This is a genomic window from Arthrobacter globiformis (assembly GCF_046536215.2).
Lineage (GTDB): Bacteria > Actinomycetota > Actinomycetes > Actinomycetales > Micrococcaceae > Arthrobacter > Arthrobacter globiformis_E.
Genome location: NZ_CM143421.1, coordinates 3,884,832 through 3,902,287, shown reverse-complemented (window position 1 = coordinate 3,902,287; position 17,456 = coordinate 3,884,832). Strand labels below are relative to the sequence as shown.

General features: G+C 67.8%; 14 protein-coding genes. 8 read left to right on the top strand and 6 right to left on the bottom strand.

The window, feature by feature from the left end; all coding sequences use genetic code 11:
- The 4 genes from R5O87_RS17605 to R5O87_RS17590 all read right to left on the bottom strand — a co-directional run bounded on the left by R5O87_RS17605 (window position 1) and on the right by R5O87_RS17590 (window position 4,603).
- Window positions 1-966 carry an FAD binding domain-containing protein gene (locus R5O87_RS17605; protein WP_410554328.1) on the bottom strand — a complete coding sequence of 322 codons (966 nt, stop codon included), beginning with the start codon at window positions 964-966 and terminating at the stop codon, window positions 1-3.
- Window positions 957-2,360, bottom strand: coding sequence for an XdhC family protein (locus tag R5O87_RS17600; protein ID WP_410554329.1), 1,404 nt, complete (start codon window positions 2,358-2,360; stop codon window positions 957-959). Before R5O87_RS17600 ends, R5O87_RS17605 begins: the two co-directional genes overlap by 10 nt.
- 176 nt (window positions 2,361-2,536) lie before the next feature.
- Entirely contained in the window at window positions 2,537-4,102 is a 1,566-nt protein-coding gene (locus R5O87_RS17595) for an NCS2 family permease (protein ID WP_410554330.1), read from the bottom strand.
- Between the two features lie 6 nt (window positions 4,103-4,108).
- Complete coding sequence (locus R5O87_RS17590) at window positions 4,109-4,603, bottom strand: nucleoside deaminase (RefSeq protein WP_410554331.1); 495 nt, start codon at window positions 4,601-4,603, stop codon at window positions 4,109-4,111.
- 442 nt (window positions 4,604-5,045) lie between these two features.
- Here R5O87_RS17590 and R5O87_RS17585 point away from each other — a divergent pair, with 442 nt between their 5' ends.
- Both R5O87_RS17585 and ligD read left to right on the top strand, forming a co-directional pair.
- Window positions 5,046-6,440, top strand: coding sequence for an 8-oxoguanine deaminase (locus R5O87_RS17585; protein WP_410554332.1), 1,395 nt, complete (start codon window positions 5,046-5,048; stop codon window positions 6,438-6,440).
- A 111-nt stretch (window positions 6,441-6,551) separates the two neighbouring features.
- A complete protein-coding gene (gene ligD / locus R5O87_RS17580) occupies window positions 6,552-7,808 on the top strand; it encodes a non-homologous end-joining DNA ligase (protein WP_410554333.1) in 1,257 nt (418 codons plus the stop codon).
- Between the two features lie 97 nt (window positions 7,809-7,905).
- Here the strand turns inward: ligD and R5O87_RS17575 are convergent, their stop codons facing one another.
- The gene (locus R5O87_RS17575) at window positions 7,906-8,079 is read right to left on the bottom strand and encodes a hypothetical protein (protein WP_410554335.1); all 174 of its coding nucleotides are present in this window, start codon (window positions 8,077-8,079) and stop codon (window positions 7,906-7,908) included.
- Between the two features lie 375 nt (window positions 8,080-8,454).
- On the opposite strand from R5O87_RS17575, the gene pucL reads away from it, so the two are divergent.
- Together pucL and R5O87_RS17565 are read left to right on the top strand one after the other, a co-directional pair.
- Entirely contained in the window at window positions 8,455-9,363 is a 909-nt protein-coding gene (gene pucL / locus R5O87_RS17570; RefSeq protein WP_410554336.1) for a factor-independent urate hydroxylase, read from the top strand.
- A gap of 255 nt (window positions 9,364-9,618) precedes the next feature.
- Complete coding sequence (locus R5O87_RS17565) at window positions 9,619-11,100, top strand: nucleobase:cation symporter-2 family protein (RefSeq protein WP_410554337.1); 1,482 nt, start codon at window positions 9,619-9,621, stop codon at window positions 11,098-11,100.
- Window positions 11,101-11,200: 100 nt separating this feature from the next.
- On the opposite strand, the gene R5O87_RS17560 is transcribed toward R5O87_RS17565, so the two are convergent.
- Complete coding sequence (locus R5O87_RS17560) at window positions 11,201-11,956, bottom strand: IclR family transcriptional regulator (protein ID WP_377952783.1); 756 nt, start codon at window positions 11,954-11,956, stop codon at window positions 11,201-11,203.
- 212 nt (window positions 11,957-12,168) lie between these two features.
- Here R5O87_RS17560 and R5O87_RS17555 point away from each other — a divergent pair, with 212 nt between their 5' ends.
- From R5O87_RS17555 to R5O87_RS17540, 4 genes are read left to right on the top strand one after another with little or no spacing between them, the layout of a single operon-like run.
- Window positions 12,169-13,635, top strand: coding sequence for an NAD-dependent malic enzyme (locus R5O87_RS17555; protein WP_410554338.1), 1,467 nt, complete (start codon window positions 12,169-12,171; stop codon window positions 13,633-13,635).
- A 23-nt stretch (window positions 13,636-13,658) separates the two neighbouring features.
- Complete coding sequence (gene aceB / locus R5O87_RS17550) at window positions 13,659-15,257, top strand: malate synthase A (RefSeq protein WP_410554339.1); 1,599 nt, start codon at window positions 13,659-13,661, stop codon at window positions 15,255-15,257.
- Window position 15,258: 1 nt separating this feature from the next.
- Window positions 15,259-16,533: a DUF6986 family protein gene (locus R5O87_RS17545; protein ID WP_410554340.1), complete on the top strand. Its 1,275-nt coding sequence runs from the start codon at window positions 15,259-15,261 to the stop codon at window positions 16,531-16,533.
- 10 nt (window positions 16,534-16,543) lie between these two features.
- Window positions 16,544-17,356 carry a bifunctional allantoicase/(S)-ureidoglycine aminohydrolase gene (locus tag R5O87_RS17540; RefSeq protein ID WP_410554341.1) on the top strand — a complete coding sequence of 271 codons (813 nt, stop codon included), beginning with the start codon at window positions 16,544-16,546 and terminating at the stop codon, window positions 17,354-17,356.
- Window positions 17,357-17,456: the final 100 nt, after the last annotated feature.

The window sequence follows — 17,456 nt, the reverse complement described above, 5'->3', positions numbered from 1 at the left end:
TCAGGCCCCTCTCGTTGTCTGTTGCGGCGGAGTCTGCCGGGTCTGCCGTGCGCTCTGCTGCGGCGGCCAGAAGTCGCCGGACACCGCCGTCGGCGCTCCGGCTGGCAGGCCGAGTTCCGCCCGGATTTCCTCGGCCAGGCGGTGCGTCATGTCGCGGCGCCATGCGGGCAGCCCGTGGATGTCGTCGTGGTACAGGCCCGCCGGGATGGCGGCCTCAAGTTCGTCCGCCAGCTCCGGCGCGTCCGGCAGCGATTCGAACCGGAGCTGCACGGGCCGCTTGGTGGCGGCGGTGACGGTGAGCGTGAACCGGCCTCCGCCGTCGAGCCTTCCGATCAGCAGGACGCCGGACCTGCCGAGGTTGCTCAGCGAGAGGCGGCGGAACGCCACCCGGGAGGACAACGACGACGCCGGCAGGCTGACGCTGCGGAGCAGCTCGCCGGGCGCCAGGGCGTTTTGCCCGTCCCCGGTGATGAGGTCGGCCACCGGCAGCTCGCGGCGGGTGCCGCCCGGACCGAGGATGGTGGCCGTGCCGTCCAGTCCCGCGCACAGCGAGATCATGGGGCCGGCCGGCAGCGACGTGCACAGGTTGCCGCCCACGGTGGACATGTTCCAGACCTTGAAGGACGCCACGAAGGAGTCACAGCAGGGCCGGATCAGGTCCAGCCCCGGCCAGCCCTGAGCATTCACTGCCCAGCCCGCCGAGCCGCTTTCGTCTGCCAGTTTTTCCGGGAGCGCGTAGAGTTCGGCGATCGTGCAGGTGGCGGCGAGCTCGATGCCGTCCGCGGTCACCGTGACGGCCTGCCATCCGGCGGAGCCGAGATCCAGCAGGCGCCGCAGCGGCTCGGGTCCGAAGGCCGTGCTGCCGTAGGAGAAGAGGACGGTGCCGCCCGCGAGCCAGGCGTCGCCGTCGCGCCAGTCGGCGGGGTCGGTGGTGCGGACCACCGCCTCGATGGTGTTCATGTCCATGCGATCTCCTGGGATGCCTGTTCTGTAGTGAGTGCCGGTTGGTGGCTTAGCGCGGGCTCTCTGCGGCCGGCGGGAAGGGAATGGATGGGTCCGCTGCCGTCCCGCAAGGGAGTGCAGGCGGCGGCACCGGTACGGGCTGCGATCAGCTCCGCGGTAATGGAGACGGCCACCTCCGCCGGGGTGACGGCGCCGAGATCCAGGCCGATGGGCGAATGCAGCCGGGCCAGCCGCTCCGGTGCCACGCCGGCCTCGAGCAGCCCGTCGATGCGCTGCCGGTGGCTGCGGCGCGAACCCAGGGCACCGACGAAGGCAACATCAAGCTCCAGTGCTTCCTGCAGCAGCGGAATGTCGAACTTGGGGTCGTGGGTGAGGACGCAGATGACCGTGCGGGAGTCGATCCGGCCTGCGGCGGCTTCCGCCTCGAGATACCGGTGCGGCCAGTCGGTGGCCACTTCGTCCGCGGCGGCAAAGCGCTCCTGCGCCGCGAACGCCGGGCGGGCATCGCACAGCGTGACGCGGTAGCCGAGCAGCTTGGCGGCCGGCACCAGCGCCGCGCCGAAGTCGTTGGCGCCGAACACCAGCAGCCGGGCCTGCGGCAGGCGGCTCTCCACCAGCACGGTCACCGGTTCAGGCAAGGCCATCGCGCCGTCGGTTCGGTTGTTTCGGTCAGAAACACTGCAGCCCTGCGGGGGCGCCAGCCGGACCAGCCCCGTCCGGCCGCCGCGCAGCAGCGGTTCGACCTGGGCCGCGGCCGCCAGGAGTGCTTCCCGCCTGGCGCCGGCGTCCAGGTTCAGGGAGTCCAGCCCGAGCAGGGCCGCGAGGCGGGCAGATCCCGCAGCCACAAAGGTGCCAGGATCAGGAACCACGACGACGGACGGCCGCTCGGCGGCCGCGTTCACCAGAGTTCCGTTCACCAGAGTTCCGGTCACCTGGGTTCCGGCAGCCTGGGTTCCGGCAGCCCCCAATGCGCTGCCGGCAACGGCTAGACCCGGCGCGTCGATGCGCCGGATCAGGGCCAGCGGCCGTTCGGGATCCCCGGCGGCGAACGTCCGGAGCGCGCCGAACCCGGCGGCGCTGCCGTCCAGCGGCTGGATGTGGACCTCCAGCTCCCCGCCGCAGGTGAGCCCGACGGCGAATGCGTCCTCGCTGCTGAAGCCGAACGCCTCAAGGCGGGTGCCGCCGTCGGCCATCACCTCCAGCGCCGATGCAACCACGGCGCCTTCAACACAGCCGCCGGAGAGGCTGCCGAGGATCTCCCCTGATTCGGACACCAGCATGGAGGTCCCGGGCGGGCGCGGCACGGAGCCGCTGGCGGCGATGATGGTGGCGACGGCGCACCGTTCCCCGGACGCCGCCGGGCGCCAGCCGGCCAGAGAAGGCATCAGATCCAGCATGGCAGCACTCCCTCTTCCCGTGCGATGGTGCCCATATTCTCGTTCCTATTCCTGGTAGTTGAAAGCATTCGACGCCGGTCCGGTCCGGCGACGCGCAAACGGTCCGGGGATGCGCGGATTCCCGTGTCCTCCGGCCGTTTGCGCGTCGCGGGGCATTTTGCGCGTCGCGAGCGGGTCTACGCCCCGAGCAGTGCCCCGATCGGACCCCGGGCGAAGTAGATGACGAAGCCCACGGTCACCACCCACATCAGCGGGTGGATCTTCTTCGCCTTGCCGGAGGCCGCGCCGATCACCGCCCAGGTCACGAAGCCCACCCCGATGCCGTTGGCGATCGAGTAGCTCAGCGGCATGGTGACGATCGTCAGGAAGGCCGGCAGCGCCACCGCGAACTTGCTGAACTTGATCTCGCGGATCTGCGCCATCATCATCGCGCCCACCACCACCAGGGCGGCGGCTGCCACCTCGAGCGGCACCACGCTGGTGAGCGGGGTGAGGAACATGGAGCCCAGGAACAGCGCGCCGGTGACGACGGAGGCCAGCCCGGTGCGCGCCCCCTCACCGATGCCCGCGGCGGAGTCGATGTACACGGTGTTGGAGGAACCCGACGTCGCGCCGCCCGCCACCGCGCCCACGCCTTCGACGATGAAGGCGGACTTGAGCCGGGGGAAGGTGCCGTCCTTGTGCGCCACGCCTGCGCTCTTCGCGAGCCCGGTCATGGTGCCCATGGCGTCGAAGAAGTTGGTGAACACGAGCGTGAACACCAGCATCGTCGCGGCCAGGCCGCCGATCCGGCCAAACGCGCCGAACAGGTCGAACTGACCCACCAGGCCGAGGTCCGGCGCGGAAACCAGGTGTCCGGACAGCACCGGCGTGTTCAGGTGCCAGCCGCCCGGGTTGGTTTCGCTGGCCGGGCCGATGTGCAGGAAGGCCTCGACGACGGCGGCGAGCGCCGTGGTGGCCACGATGCCGATGAGCAGGCCGCCCTGGACCTTCCGTGCCACGAGGATTCCCATGACCAGGAGGCCCACGATGAACACCATGGTGGGGATGGAGGTGATGGATCCGTTGTCGCCAAGCTGGACCGGAGGCCCGCCGGCGGTGGCCTTCACGAAGCCCGAGTCCACGAACCCGATGAAGGCGATGAACAGGCCGATGCCCACCGTGATGGCGGCTTTCAGTTCCTTGGGCACGGCCCGGAAGATCGCGGTCCGCGCGCCGGTGACGCCGAACAGGACGATCAGGATGCCGTTGATGACCACCAGGCCCATCGCCTCGGCCCACGTGACCTCGTGGATGACTGCCACCGCGAGGAAGGAGTTGATGCCCAGTCCCGCGGCCAGGCCGAACGGCAGGTTGGCGATCAGGCCGAACGCGATGGTCATGACGCCGGCTGTCAGCCCGGTGACTGCGCCCACCTGCGCGGCCGAAAGCCAGCCGCCGGCGACGTCCGTGGGGGCGTTGTCCGCGCTGAAGCCGCCGAGGATCAGCGGATTCAGGATGACGATGTAGGCCATCGTGAAGAAGGTGACCAGTCCGCCCCGCACCTCGCGGCCCACGGTGGAACCACGGCGGGTGATGTGGAAGAACCGGTCAAGGAAAGAGTTCGACGCCGGGGGCCTGGGGCCGCTGCCCCGTTGCGTTTTGGCGGTGGTCTGGTGCATTTCGAGTGCCGCTGTCTGCCCTGCGCCCTGAAGCGCAGCCTGCTGTTCAGCGGTATTGTCCAGGATTGTCATCTCAGCCACCGGGCCCTAGTAGTCAATCCTGGAGTCGAGCGTGTTCCAGGTGTTGAACGGTTCCAGGATGGCCGGGGCTTCGGGGTGGCCCAGTTCGAGCTTGGAGACCGGCATCAGGGCGTGCCGGTCCTCGTTGTCGAAGTACTCGTAGAAGACGGCGTCGTCGAAGCCCACGGAGGCGGCGTCGTGCCGGTCGGCGGCGAAGACAACCCGGTCGATGCGGGCCCACAGCGCCGAGGCGAGGCACATGGGGCATGGCTCGCAGCTGCTGTAGAGGGTGGCTCCGCGGAGGTCGAAGGTGCCAAGACCGCTGCAGGCTCGGCGGATGGCCGTGACCTCGGCGTGGGCGGTGGGATCGTTGTCGGCGGTGACCCGGTTGACGCCGTCGAACGCCTGACCGTCGGCGGAGACGATCACGGCGCCGAACGGGCCGCCGCTGTTCAGGACGTTGGCGGTTGCCAACTGGATGGACCTGGCCAGGTATGCCTCGGCCGTGACGGTGGTACTCATGATGCGACTCCCTTTGCTGTGGAAGCCGGTACCCCGCGACGGAACGGAAAGGACCAAGTGCGACGGTTACCAGGCTTCAGCATGTGCTTTTGAAGGTTAAGTTGCGCCTGGTAGATAGCTTCCCCGGAGTCCGGGTGCCCGCCTTTGGCAACATCGAGATTAGCACCGGAATGTGGTCCGCGCCATAGTTTTCTGGAAATTTAATTTCGCAATGTGAAATGAATGATGCGGAGCGCCACACCGGAGCGCCGCCCAAGCTGCCACCCGGGCCTGTCACAAAGCACCGCCATTGACCGCCTCGCCGCACCCGCCCTACGCTGGTGCCGACCGCCGCCCGGACGTCACCTTGCAGGGACGTCACCTTGCAGGGCAGCACGTCCCCTGGATCAGCAGACAGGACCACTGAGCTGGCAAGTATCAGCACGCTCAGACAAGGACCCCCATGACCCAGCCCTTTGATCTTCCACCGACGCTTCCCCAGCCGGCGCCCGAATCCCGGCTCTGGATCCGGAACCCGCTGGCGGCCTTCACCGCCAACGGCCTCGACGCCTCGGGCGGCCTCGTAATCAGCGGCGGCACAATCGTGGAGGTGCTCGGCGCCGGCCAGACGCCCTCCGTACCCTGCGGACAGACCTTCGACGCCGGCAGCCATGTGGTGCTGCCCGGTCTGATCAACACGCATCACCACTTCTACCAGACACTCACCCGCGCCTGGGGTCCGGTAGCCAACGCGCCGCTCTTCCCCTGGCTGCAGAACCTGTACCCGGTCTGGGCGAGGCTGACCCCGCGGGACCTTGACCTCGCGGCCACCGTGGCCCTCGCCGAACTGCTCCTCTCCGGCTGCACCACCTCCGCCGACCACCATTACCTCTTCCCCGCCGGGATGGAGGACGCCGTCGACGTCGAAATCGGCGCCGTCCGGCGCCTCGGCATGCGGGCCACGCTGACCCGCGGCTCCATGACGCTGGGAGAGGACGACGGCGGGCTGCCGCCACGGTCGACGGTGCAGGCACCGGAGGTGGTGCTCGCCGACAGTGAACGGCTCATCCGCGAGTACCACGAGCGTGGCGACGGCGCCGTGATCCAGACTGCGCTGGCGCCCTGCTCGCCGTTTTCGGTCACCAAGGAGATCATGGCCGAGAGCGCCGCCATGGCGGACCGGCACGACGTCCGGCTGCACACGCACCTCGCGGAGACCCTTGATGAGGAGCAGTTCTGCCTCGAGACATTCGGCCTGCGCACCGTGGACTACCTGGACAGCGTGGGCTGGCTGACGGACCGGACGTGGCTTGGCCACGGCATCCATTTCAGCGACGCGGAAATCGCCCGGCTGGGAGCGGCGGGGACCGCCGTCGCCCACTGCCCGACGTCGAACATGCGCCTCGCGTCCGGCACCGCCCGGGTGCTCGAACTGGAGGACGCGGGAGTTCCCGTGGGGCTGGGGGTGGACGGATCGGCGTCGAACGACGCCTCCAACATGATCCTGGAGGCGCGGCAGGCGCTGTACCTGCAGCGGCTGCGCTACGGCGCGCAGGTTCCGGTGGAGCGGGCGCTGGGCTGGGCCACGCGCGGGTCGGCGGCTGTACTGGGGCGGCCGGACCTGGGCCAGCTGGCGCCCGGGATGCAGGCGGACCTGGCCCTGTTCCGGCTGGACGACCTGCGGTTTTCCGGCAGCCACGATCCGCTCGCCGCCCTGCTCCTGTGTGCAGCCGACCGCGCGGACCGCGTGATGGTGGCCGGGCAGTGGCGGGTGGTGGACGGACAGATTCCGGGACTGGACGTGGCTGGCCTGATCGCGGAGCATTCGGCGGCGGCGCGGCGGCTGGTGAACGGCTGACGTCCCGGCATCTCCCGCCATTTCGACGGTTCCCCGTGCAGACGACGATTCGCAACGTCTAGTGCGCACGGAACCATCGAAACGGGGCCGGCCAACTGCTACCGTGGCGGCATGACTCCGTCGAAGACGCCGGCCGAGATCCTGGACATTGCCGGCACCGAGGTCCGCATCTCGAGCCCGGACAAGGTGGTGTTCCCGGAGCCGGGGCTGACGAAGCTCGACCTGGTGCGTTATTACCTGGCGGTCGCGGAGGGCGCGCTCCGGGGTGCCGGCGGCAGGCCGATGGTGCTCAAGCGCTTCCCGAAGGGCATCGACGCGGAGCCGTTCTTCCAGAAGCGTGTCCCGGACAACCATCCGGACTTCATCGACACCACGACGCTGCACTACGCGTCGGGGACGTCGGCGGAGGAAGCCGTCATCCGGGATGCCGCAGGCCTGGCGTGGGTGGTGAATCTTGGCTGCCTCGACCTGAACCCCCATCCGGTGCGCGCCGAGGACCTCGAGCATCCGGACGAGCTGCGGGTGGACCTGGACCCGATGCCGGGCGTCGACTGGTCGCAGATCGTCGACGTAGCGTATGTGGCGCGGGAGGTGCTCGACGACATGGGGCTTGCGGGGTGGCCGAAGACGAGCGGCTCGCGGGGACTGCACATTCTGGTGCGCATCGCGCCGCAGTGGTCGTACCGCGACGTGCGGCTCGCCGCCGAGACGCTGGCCCGGGAGGTTGAAAACCGCGCTCCCGGCCTCGCCACCGCGAGGTGGTGGAAGGAGGAGCGCGGCGAGAGTGTGTTCGTGGACTTCAACCAGAACGCGAAGGACCGCACCGTGGCCTCGGCGTACTCGGTGCGGCCGCTGCCGGACGCCCGGGTCTCGACGCCGCTCACCTGGGATGAGGTCCGCTCCGCCCGGCCGGATCAGTTCACGGTGAGGACGGTGGTGGAGCGTTTCGCCGAGGTGGGCGACCCCCACGCCGGCATCGACGACGCCGTCGGAGGGCTTGACGGACTGCTCGCGCTGGCGGCCGAACTCGGCCCCGCCGAGAAGGCACCGCGCGCCGGAAACGGCTCCGGCCGCCGGCAGTCGGTGATGCCGCTCATCGAGGTGGCGCGCACCAAGAGCAAGCCGGAAGCATTAGCCGCGCTCGAGGAGTGGAAGGCCCGGCATGCTGAAGTGGTGCCGTCGCTGCATCCGGCAGATGTGCTGGTGGACGGAATGCGCGGCTCGAGTTCGCTCTGGTACCGGGTGCGGGTGAACCTGCAGCATGTCCCCGACGCGGAACGTCCTGCGCAGGAGGAGCTTATTGCCGACTACGATCCCTGGGCCGGCAAGGAGTGGCCGGGGCGTCCCGGGTCTTCGCCTGCGGACTGAGGACGCGGATACTGCCCCGCGACACAGAAATGGTCCGGCGACACCTATTTTCGGGTGTCGCCGGACCCTTTGCGCGTCCTGCGGCGATTGCTGCGTCTTAGGGGCGTCGGCCGAAGACCGGAAGCGCCCACAGCCAGCGCGACAGGCCGCCGGAGCGCCGGTCGCAGTCGGCCGGGATGTAGAAGTCGGGATCCGTGGCGCCAAACGGCAGGTACAGCTCCTGGCCGGGTGCCGGGAATTCCGCGACGTTGTTCTGATCCTGCGAGTCCATCTGTTCCTCCTCGTTTCTTGCGCTGATCCGCTCAGAAATTTCGCTTAGCGGAAATTAGTTTTTGATATGTGAAATCTTACGGACGACCAGCGGGCGGCGTCAAGACCCGCCGGCCCGGCCATCCGACGTCGTCGGTCACAAACGGTTTTTTGAATTTGTGATGTACACCACCGGAATGCTGCGCTACGCTTGAAGGCAATTCGTGGCGCACGTCACGTAACCTGGGAGCAGCAGGCAGGGTCGTAATGAGCTGGCATCACAACTGATGTCGGCTCACTTTTTTGTTTGGGTCGACGCCACAGAAACGCGTGGGAAACACGCACTTAATTTCTATGTGGGACCTTCGTTCCACATACCGGAAGTTGGGAACAGACCATGAGCAACAAGATCGTCCTCGGCCACAACCAGTACGGCAAGGCTGAAGTCCGCGTCGTCAAGATCACCCGCGACACCGACCGGCACGAGATCGAGGACCTGAACGTCACGTCGCAGCTCCGCGGGGACTTCGAAGCCGCCCACCTCGAAGGCGACAACGCCCACGTTGTGGCCACCGACACCCAGAAGAACACCATTTACGCCTTCGCCCGGGAAGGGGTCGGCTCCCCCGAGGCTTTCCTGCTCCGCCTCGGCGAGCACTTCACCTCCAGCTTTGACTGGGTTACCGGCGGCCGCTGGGAGGCAGAGTCCTACGCCTGGGAGCGCATCCAGGCACACGGCAGCGCGCACGACCACTCCTTCGTCCGCAAGGGCCAGGAAGTCCGCACCGCCGTCCTGGTCCGCGACGGCGCAGCCACCCACCTGATCTCCGGACTCAAGGACCTGACCGTCCTGAAGTCCACCCAGTCCGGCTTCGTCGGCTACCCGAAGGACAAGTACACCACCCTGCCGGAGACCACCGACCGCATCCTCGCCACCGATGTCTCGGCCCGCTGGCGCTTCAAGGCCGGCACGGACTTCGCCTCGCTGGACTTCAACAAGAGCTACGAGGACGTCAAGAGCCTCCTGCTTGAAGGCTTCACCGAGAAGTACTCCCACGCCCTGCAGCAGACCCTGTTCGACATGGGCGCCAAGGTCCTGGAAGCCCACAGCGAGATCGAGGAAATCAAGTTCTCGATGCCCAACAAGCACCACTTCCTCGTGGACCTCTCGCCGTTCGGACTCGACAACCCCAACGAGGTCTTCTACGCCGCCGACCGCCCGTACGGACTCATCGAGGCGACCGTGCTGCGCGACGACGCCGAGGCAGCCGACGCCGCGTGGTCAGGCATCGCCGGCTTCTGCTAAAACGGGCGCCTGGCCGGCCCGCGGACACAGAGGTCTCCGCGGGCCGCCGGCACCCCACAAGCACCACCGGCTCCGAGTTTTTGTCCAGATATCGCGACCTCGGAACCCCTAAACCCCCAATAAGTGGACAAAAACTCCGGTCCCAGCCGGCCACTCGAGCCACGGGGCACCAGGAACATTCCACCAAGACTCAAATTGTTAGCCAGACATTGTTAGCCAGACGAAGGCGTCTGCCATGAACCAAGAAAGTCTGCCATGAACATCACCAAGAAAAGCCGCCCAGCGGCGACCCGCCCGGAAGATCAGCGCCTCTCGATCGGCAGCACTTTCGCCTACGGGTTCCAGCACGTCCTCACCATGTACGGCGGCATCATCGCCCCACCCCTGATCATCGGCGCCGCGGCCGGCATGTCATCCCAGGACATCGGCCTGCTGATCGCCGCCTGCCTCTTCGTCGGCGGCCTCGCCACCATCCTCCAGACCGTCGGCATCCGGTTCTTCGGCTCCCAGCTTCCGCTCGTCCAGGGCGTCTCCTTCGCCGGTGTCTCCACGATGGTGGCGATTGTCCACGGCGGCGGCGGAATCCAGGCGGTCTTCGGTTCGGTGATCGCAGCCTCGCTGATCGGACTGCTGATCACACCGCTGTTCTCCAAGATCATCAAGTTCTTCCCGCCGGTTGTCACGGGCACCGTGATCACCACCATCGGCCTCACGCTGATGCCGGTTGCCGCCAACTGGGCCATGGGCGGCAACAAGGCAGCCCCCAACTACGGCAGCATGGCCAACATCGGACTCGCTGCCGCCACCATGGCGATCGTCCTACTACTGAGCAAGGTGGGCAACGCCGCCATCTCCCGGCTGTCCATCCTGCTCGCGATGGTCCTGGGCACCCTGATCGCGCTTGCCTTCGGCATGGCGGACTTCTCCAAGGTGGGCACCGGCGAGATCGTCGCGTTCCCCACCCCGTTCGCCTTCGGTCCGCCGACGTTCGAGATCGCGGCCATCATCTCCATGCTGATCGTCATCCTGGTGACGCTCACCGAGACCTCCGCGGACATCATCGCGGTGGGAGAGATCGTGGGCACCAAGGTCGACTCCAAGCGGATCGGCGACGGACTGCGAGCAGACATGCTCTCCAGCGCCATCTCCCCGCTGTTCAACTCCTTCACGCAGAGCGCCTTCGCCCAGAACGTGGGCCTCGTGGCCATCACCGGCGTCAAGAGCCGCTTCGTCGTCAGCGCCGGCGGCCTCATCCTCGTCATCCTCGGCCTGCTTCCGGTCCTTGGCCGGGTAGTCGCGGCGGTGCCGACGCCCGTCCTGGGCGGTGCCGGCGTCGTACTCTTTGGAACCGTTGCCGCCAGCGGCATCCGCACGCTCTCCAAGGTGGAGTACCGCAACAACATGAACCTGATCATCGTTGCCGCGTCCATCGGTTTCGGCATGATCCCGATCGCGGCGCCGGCCTTCTACGACCAGTTCCCGTCCTGGTTCAGCACGATCTTCCACTCCGGCATCAGCTCGGCCGCGGTCATGGCCATCCTGCTGAACCTGCTGTTCAACCACTTCAAGGCGGGCAATTCGGACAACCAGTCAGTGTTCGTGGCGGGCACCGGGCGCGTGGTCAAGGAGGAGGACCTGCACTGCCTGGCCGACGGCGACCGGTTCGAAGGCGGGAAGCTGATCGACTGCGACGGCAAGGAAGTCCCCATCGAGACATCCTCCACGTCAGAGCACTAGCCAACGCCGGCACAGCGCGAACAAGCAGGTAATGCCCTCAAATCCAGGATTTGAGGGCATTACCTGCACGTTCGCGCTTCGTGCGCGCGGAGAAAGCGCGTCAGTTTTGGTTGAGCTCGTCCGAGATGGCCTGGGCTGCTTCGCGGAGGAGCGGCACGGCGCGGTCGGCGAAGGCCTGGTCCACACGGGAGACCGGCCCGGAGACGGAGATGGCGGTGGGGGTGGGCGCGTTGGGCACGGCCATGGCGAAGCAGCGCACGCCGAGCTCCTGCTCCTCCTCGTCGATCGAGTAGCCGCGTTCCCGGATCCGGTTCAGGTCGGCAATGAGGGAATCAAAGTCGCCGATGCTCTTGGCCGTGGGCGTGGGCATACCGGTGCGGGTCACGATGCCGCGCACCACCTCGTCGTCCAGCTGCGCCAGGATGGCCTTGCCCACGCCGGTGTCGTGCGTGTGGGCGCGGCGGCCCACCTCGGTGAACATGCGCATCGAGTGCAGCGACGGCACCTGGGCCACGTAAATCACCATGTCGGAATCCAGCACGGCCATGTTGGAGGTCTCCCCCAGCCGGTCCACGAGGGACTTCAGCTGCGGCCGGGCCAGGGCACCGAGCTGCTTGTTGGCGCCTTCGCCCAGGCGGATCAGCCGCGGGCCGAGGGCGTAGCGGCGGTTGGGCAGCTGCCGGATGTACCCCAGCGCCACGAGCGTGCGCAGCAGCCGGTGGATCGTCGGCAGGGGCAGGTCCGTGGAGGAGGAGAGCTCGCTGAGCGTCACGTCGCCGCCGGCGTCGGTGATCAGTTCCAAAAGTTCAAAGACGCGCTCAACCGACTGCACCCCTCCGCTGGCCTTCTCAGCCATGTAGCACTCTCCTGTTGCCTCGAATACGACAACTCTTATCCGCATCGTGAAAAAAGTTGCTTAGACAGCCAAAGATACAGCACGGCGCCCGGCCACGTCGATGGAAGCAATCAGGGCTTGTGTTTCCATAAAGTAGATAATAATATCCATAATACGAAAACATTCAGCTGACGAAACCGCCCCCACGGCGGACCTAACCAGGAGGACATTCAATGGCGAACCCGAGCCCCGGAAACTCAATCACCCTGCGCGTGGAGGCCCCCTCGAGCTTCTCCGCCACCAGCGAGCTCGCGGCAGCCGTCGGCGCGGCCGGTGCGGCGATCACCGCACTGGACGTCACCGAGTCCCACCACGAGACCCTGGTTGTCGACGTCACCTGCAACACCACCGACCAGGACCACGCGGACCGCGTGAAAGATGCGCTCAACGCGCTCGACGGCGTCACCGTCCGCAACGTCTCGGACCGCACCTTCCTGATGCACCTCGGCGGCAAGCTCGAAGTGGTGCCGAAGGTTGCCCTGCGCAACCGCGATGACCTCTCCCGCGCCTACACCCCCGGCGTCGCCCGCGTCTGCCTGGCCATCGCCGAAAACCCCGACGCCGCCCGGAACCTGACGGTCAAGCGGAACACCATCGCCGTGGTTACCGACGGTTCAGCCGTCCTGGGCCTCGGCAACATCGGCCCCGCAGCTGCGCTTCCCGTCATGGAGGGCAAGGCGGCGCTGTTCAAGCAGTTCGCCAACGTTGACGCCTGGCCGGTCTGCCTGGACACCCAGGACACCGAGGAAATCATCAAGATCGTCAAGGCCCTCGCGCCCGTCTACGGCGGCGTGAACCTCGAGGACATCGCCGCGCCGCGCTGCTTCGAAATCGAAAACCGGCTCCGCGAGGAACTGGACATCCCGGTCTTCCACGACGACCAGCACGGCACCGCCATCGTCACGCTCGCCGCCCTGGTCAACGCCCTCCGCGTCGTGGGCAAGAAGCTCGCCGAGGTGAAAATCGTGGTCTCCGGCGTCGGCGCCGCGGGCTCCGCGATCATCCAGCTCCTCAAGGCCCAGGGCGCGCAGCACATCATCGCCGCCGGCCGCTCCGGCGCCATCCACTCGGGTGAGAAGTACGACGACGAGCACCGCACCTGGATTGCCGCCAACACCAACGCGGAAGGCTTCGACGGCACCCTGCACGAGGCCCTCAAGGGCGCCGACGTGTTCATCGGCGTCAGCGCCCCGCACGTGATCGGCGAGGAGCAGGTCGCCTCGATGACCAAGGACGCGATCGTCTTCGCCATGGCCAACCCCACGCCGGAAATCGACCCGACCGTGGCCTCCAAGCACGCCGCCGTCGTGGCCACCGGCCGCAGCGACTTCCCCAACCAGATCAACAACGTCCTGGCCTTCCCGGGCTTCTTCCGCGGGCTGCTGGACGCCGGCGCATCCGACATCACGCCGGAGATGCTGGTGGCTGCCGCCGAGGCGATCGCCAACAGGGTTGCTGACGACGAGCTCAACGCCAGCTACATCATCCCCAGCGTCTTCGACCCGCACGTGGCCGCCGACGTTGCGGCAGCAGTCGCCGCCGCGGCCCACGCCGCAGCGGGTACTGGCGCCGCGGCAGCATCAGCGGAAGACTCAACAGAAGAGGCAGCGCCCGCGGACGCGGCCCTCGCCAACGCCTGAATCAGCCCTGGAAAGGACCCACAATGGCTATTACAGTCACAGACCCCCGGCCGATCGAGCGTGCGGAGGAAATTCTCACCCCGAAGGCCCTCGCGTTCGTGGAGGAGCTCCACAAGCGCTTCGCCGGCCGGCGCGGTGAGCTGCTCACGGCCCGGAAAGCCAAGCGTGAGCAGGTGGCCCGGACCGGCAGCCTGGATTTCCTGCCGGAAACCAAGAACGTGCGCGACGGCGACTGGAAGGTTGCGCCGGCACCGGCGGCCCTGCAGGACCGCCGGGTCGAGATGACCGGGCCGGCGTCGCCGGCCAAGATGGCCATCAACGCCCTGAACTCCGGCGCCAAGGTGTGGCTCGCCGACCTTGAGGACGCCAGCACCCCCACCTGGGGCAACGTCATCGACGCCATCCTCAACCTCCGCGACGCCGCCACCGGAACCCTGAGTTTCACCTCCCCCGAGGGCAAGGAATACCGGCTCCGCACCGACGCCCCGCTGGCCGTCGTCGTGGCCCGTCCGCGCGGCTGGCACATGGAGGAGCGGCACCTGCTGCTCGACGGCGAACCCGCCGTCGGCGCGCTGGTGGACTTCGGCCTGCACTTCTTCCACATCGCCAAGCAGTTGGTGCTCAACGGCCACGGCCCGTACTACTACCTGCCGAAGATGGAGAGCCACCTCGAGGCACGGCTGTGGAACGACGTGTTCGTCTTCGCCCAGGACTTTCTCGGCCTCGGCCAGGGCACCATCCGCGCCACCGTCCTGATCGAAACCATCCCGGCCGCGTTCGAGATGGACGAGATCCTCTACGAGCTGCGGGACCACGCCTCGGGCCTGAACGCCGGCCGCTGGGACTACCTGTTCAGCATCATCAAGTACTTCCGCGACGCCGGCGCCAGCTTCGTGCTGCCGGACCGCGCCACCGTGGCCATGACGGCGCCGTTCATGCGGGCCTACACGGAACTGCTGGTGAAGACCTGCCACCACCGCGGCGCCTTCGCGATGGGCGGCATGGCTGCGGTCATCCCCAACCGGCGCGAACCCGAGGTCACCGCGCAGGCCTTCGAAAAGGTCCGCGCGGACAAGACCCGCGAGGCGAATGACGGCTTCGACGGCTCCTGGGTTGCCCACCCGGACCTGGTGCCCGTCTGCCAGGAGGTCTTCGACTCCGTACTCGGCGACAAGCCCAACCAGCTGGACAAGCAGCGCCCGGAGGTTTCGGTCACGGCCGGCCAGCTGCTGGACATCGCCTCCGCCGAAGGCCAGGTCACGGAAGCCGGCCTGCGCCTGAACCTCTACGTCGCCGTGGCGTACACCGCCGTCTGGATCTCCGGCAACGGCGCGGTGGCCATCCACAACCTCATGGAGGACGCTGCGACGGCGGAAATCTCCCGCTCGCAGGTCTGGCAGCAGATCCGCAACGAGGTGGTCCTCGCGGACACCGGCAACAAGGTCACCCGCGAACTGGTCACCCGCATCCTCGCCGAGGAAACCGAGAAGCTGCGCGGCGAGGTGGGCGAGGAAGCGTTCGCCCGCTACTACCAGCCTGCCAGCAGCCTGATCGGCGACATCTGCCTCTCCGAGGACTACACGGACTTCCTCACCACCCCGGCCTACGAACTGGTGGGCTGACATGGCGGTACCCGAAGCATCGCTCACCGCGGCCGACCTGGCCCGGATCGACGGGCAGCTGGCGGACACCGACCGGCTGCTTGAGCAGAACTACCCGGGCGACGACGGCTCACGCCAGCCGGTCCACACCGTCTACGTCCCCGCCGACCGGTTCACGCCGTCGCTCGCCGCCGACTGGGGAACCCAGGCCCTGGCGACGGCGGCCGCCCACGGCGGGCTGGCCCGGCTCGGTTCGCTGCTGGGCCAGGACGCCGAACTCGCCGGGGCAGTCGCTTCCCGGGTGGAGGCGAAGCTGGGCAGCGAGCCGATCGAGGACCTCCGGCTCGACTTCGAGGACGGGTTCGGGGACCGGGGCGACGACGCCGAGGACGCCGCCGCCGTTGCCGCGGCGTCCGCCGTGGCCGCCGCAGTCTCGGCCGGCTCCGCGCCGCCGTTCATCGGGATCCGGTTCAAGTGCTTCGAGGCGCCCACCCGCGCCCGCGGGCTGCGCACCCTGGACCTGTTCGTCTCCGGCCTGGCCGCCGCGGGCGAACTGCCCGAGGGCCTGGTCCTGACGCTGCCCAAGGTCACCACCGTGGCGCAGGTGCAGGCGATGGACTACGCCGTCTCTCGCCTCGAGGAGATCCACTCGCTCCCGTCCGGCCGGCTCCGGTTCGAGGTGCAGGTGGAGACGCCGCAGCTTATCCTCGGACCGGACGGGACGTCACCGGTGGCACAGCTGCCGCATGCCGTTCCCGGGCGGATCAGCGGCCTGCACTACGGCACGTACGACTACTCGGCCTCCCTGCAGATCTCGGCGGAGTACCAGTCGATGGAGCACCCGGTGGCCGACTTCGCCAAGGAGGTCATGCAGCTGGCGGTGGCGGGCACCGGCATCCGGCTCTCCGACGGTTCCACCAACATCATTCCCGTGGGCGACAACGTGGAAAACGCGTGGCAGCTGCACGGCCGCCTGGTGCGCCGTTCCCTGGAGCGCGGCTACTACCAGGGCTGGGACCTGCACCCGGCCCAGCTGCCCAGCCGCTTCGCGGCAACGTATGCCTTCTACCGCCAGGGCCTGCCGGCTGCGGCGGCCCGGCTGCGGAACTACGTGGAGCAGACGGAAGGCGGCGTGATGGACGAGCCGGCCACGGCCCGCGCGCTTGCGGCGTTCGTGCTGCGCGGCGTGCAGTGCGGCGCAGTCGGTGCTGAGGAAGTGCTGGCCCTGGCCGGCGTCGCAATCCCCAAACTCACCGGACTGGCCCACCCACGGCTGGCCCAGACCACATCAAAGTAAGGATCCACTGATGGGCAACTACTACTACCCGCAGGGCGGCCTGCCGCCGCAGACCCACCTCACCACGGAACGGGCCATCGTCAAGGAGGCCTACACGGTCATCCCCAAGGGCGTCCTGACGGACATCGTCACGTCCAACCTGCCGGGCTTCTCCAACACCCGCTCCTGGATCATCGCCCGACCCATCTCCGGGTTCGCCACCACGTTCTCCCAGCTGATCGTCGAGATCGCCCCGGGCGGCGGCGCACCGAAGGCTGAGTTCGAGGCAGGCGTCGAAGGCGTTGTCTTCGTCACCAAGGGCAAGCTCAACCTGACGCTCGACGGCGAACTGCACCTCCTCGAGGAGGGCGGCTACGCTTATCTCGCCGCCGGTTCGGAGTGGGGCGTGGAGAACGTCTCGGACGACATCGTCTCCTTCCACTGGATCCGGAAGGCGTACGAGCGGCTGGAGGGGTACGAGGCCAAGTCCTTCGTGACCAACGAGAAGGACGTTGAGCCCACCGCGATGCCGGACACCGACGGCGTCTGGAAGACCACCCGCTTCACGGACTCCAGCGATCTGGCCCACGACATGCAGGTCAACATCGTCACCTTCCAGCCCGGCGGTGTGATCCCGTTCCCCGAGACCCACGTCATGGAGCACGGCCTGTACGTGCTCCAGGGCAAGGCCATGTACCTGCTCAACAATGACTGGGTGGAGGTGGAGGCCGGCGACTTCATGTGGCTGCGGGCCTTCTGCCCGCAGGCCTGCTACGCGGGCGGCCCGGGCGAGTTCCGCTACCTGCTGTACAAGGACATGAACCGCCAGGTCCGCCTGACGTAGCTCAATCCCCGCATCGCCGAAACCGCCGGAAGCCTGCCCGCACGCTGGAAGCTTCCGGCGGTTTCGCGCGTCTCCGGCGTTTTCGCCTCCGTCCACGTGA

Coding starts and splice junctions, on each gene's coding strand:
- R5O87_RS17600 (WP_410554329.1), bottom strand. CDS start 2,360: ATGCTGGATCTGATGCCTTCTCTGGCCGGCTGGCGCCCGGCGGCGTCC.
- R5O87_RS17565 (WP_410554337.1), top strand. CDS start 9,619: ATGAACATCACCAAGAAAAGCCGCCCAGCGGCGACCCGCCCGGAAGAT.
- aceB (WP_410554339.1), top strand. CDS start 13,659: ATGGCTATTACAGTCACAGACCCCCGGCCGATCGAGCGTGCGGAGGAA.
- R5O87_RS17590 (WP_410554331.1), bottom strand. CDS start 4,603: ATGAGTACCACCGTCACGGCCGAGGCATACCTGGCCAGGTCCATCCAG.
- R5O87_RS17540 (WP_410554341.1), top strand. CDS start 16,544: ATGGGCAACTACTACTACCCGCAGGGCGGCCTGCCGCCGCAGACCCAC.
- pucL (WP_410554336.1), top strand. CDS start 8,455: ATGAGCAACAAGATCGTCCTCGGCCACAACCAGTACGGCAAGGCTGAA.
- ligD (WP_410554333.1), top strand. CDS start 6,552: ATGACTCCGTCGAAGACGCCGGCCGAGATCCTGGACATTGCCGGCACC.
- R5O87_RS17545 (WP_410554340.1), top strand. CDS start 15,259: ATGGCGGTACCCGAAGCATCGCTCACCGCGGCCGACCTGGCCCGGATC.
- R5O87_RS17560 (WP_377952783.1), bottom strand. CDS start 11,956: ATGGCTGAGAAGGCCAGCGGAGGGGTGCAGTCGGTTGAGCGCGTCTTT.
- R5O87_RS17575 (WP_410554335.1), bottom strand. CDS start 8,079: ATGGACTCGCAGGATCAGAACAACGTCGCGGAATTCCCGGCACCCGGC.
- R5O87_RS17605 (WP_410554328.1), bottom strand. CDS start 966: ATGGACATGAACACCATCGAGGCGGTGGTCCGCACCACCGACCCCGCC.
- R5O87_RS17555 (WP_410554338.1), top strand. CDS start 12,169: ATGGCGAACCCGAGCCCCGGAAACTCAATCACCCTGCGCGTGGAGGCC.
- R5O87_RS17585 (WP_410554332.1), top strand. CDS start 5,046: ATGACCCAGCCCTTTGATCTTCCACCGACGCTTCCCCAGCCGGCGCCC.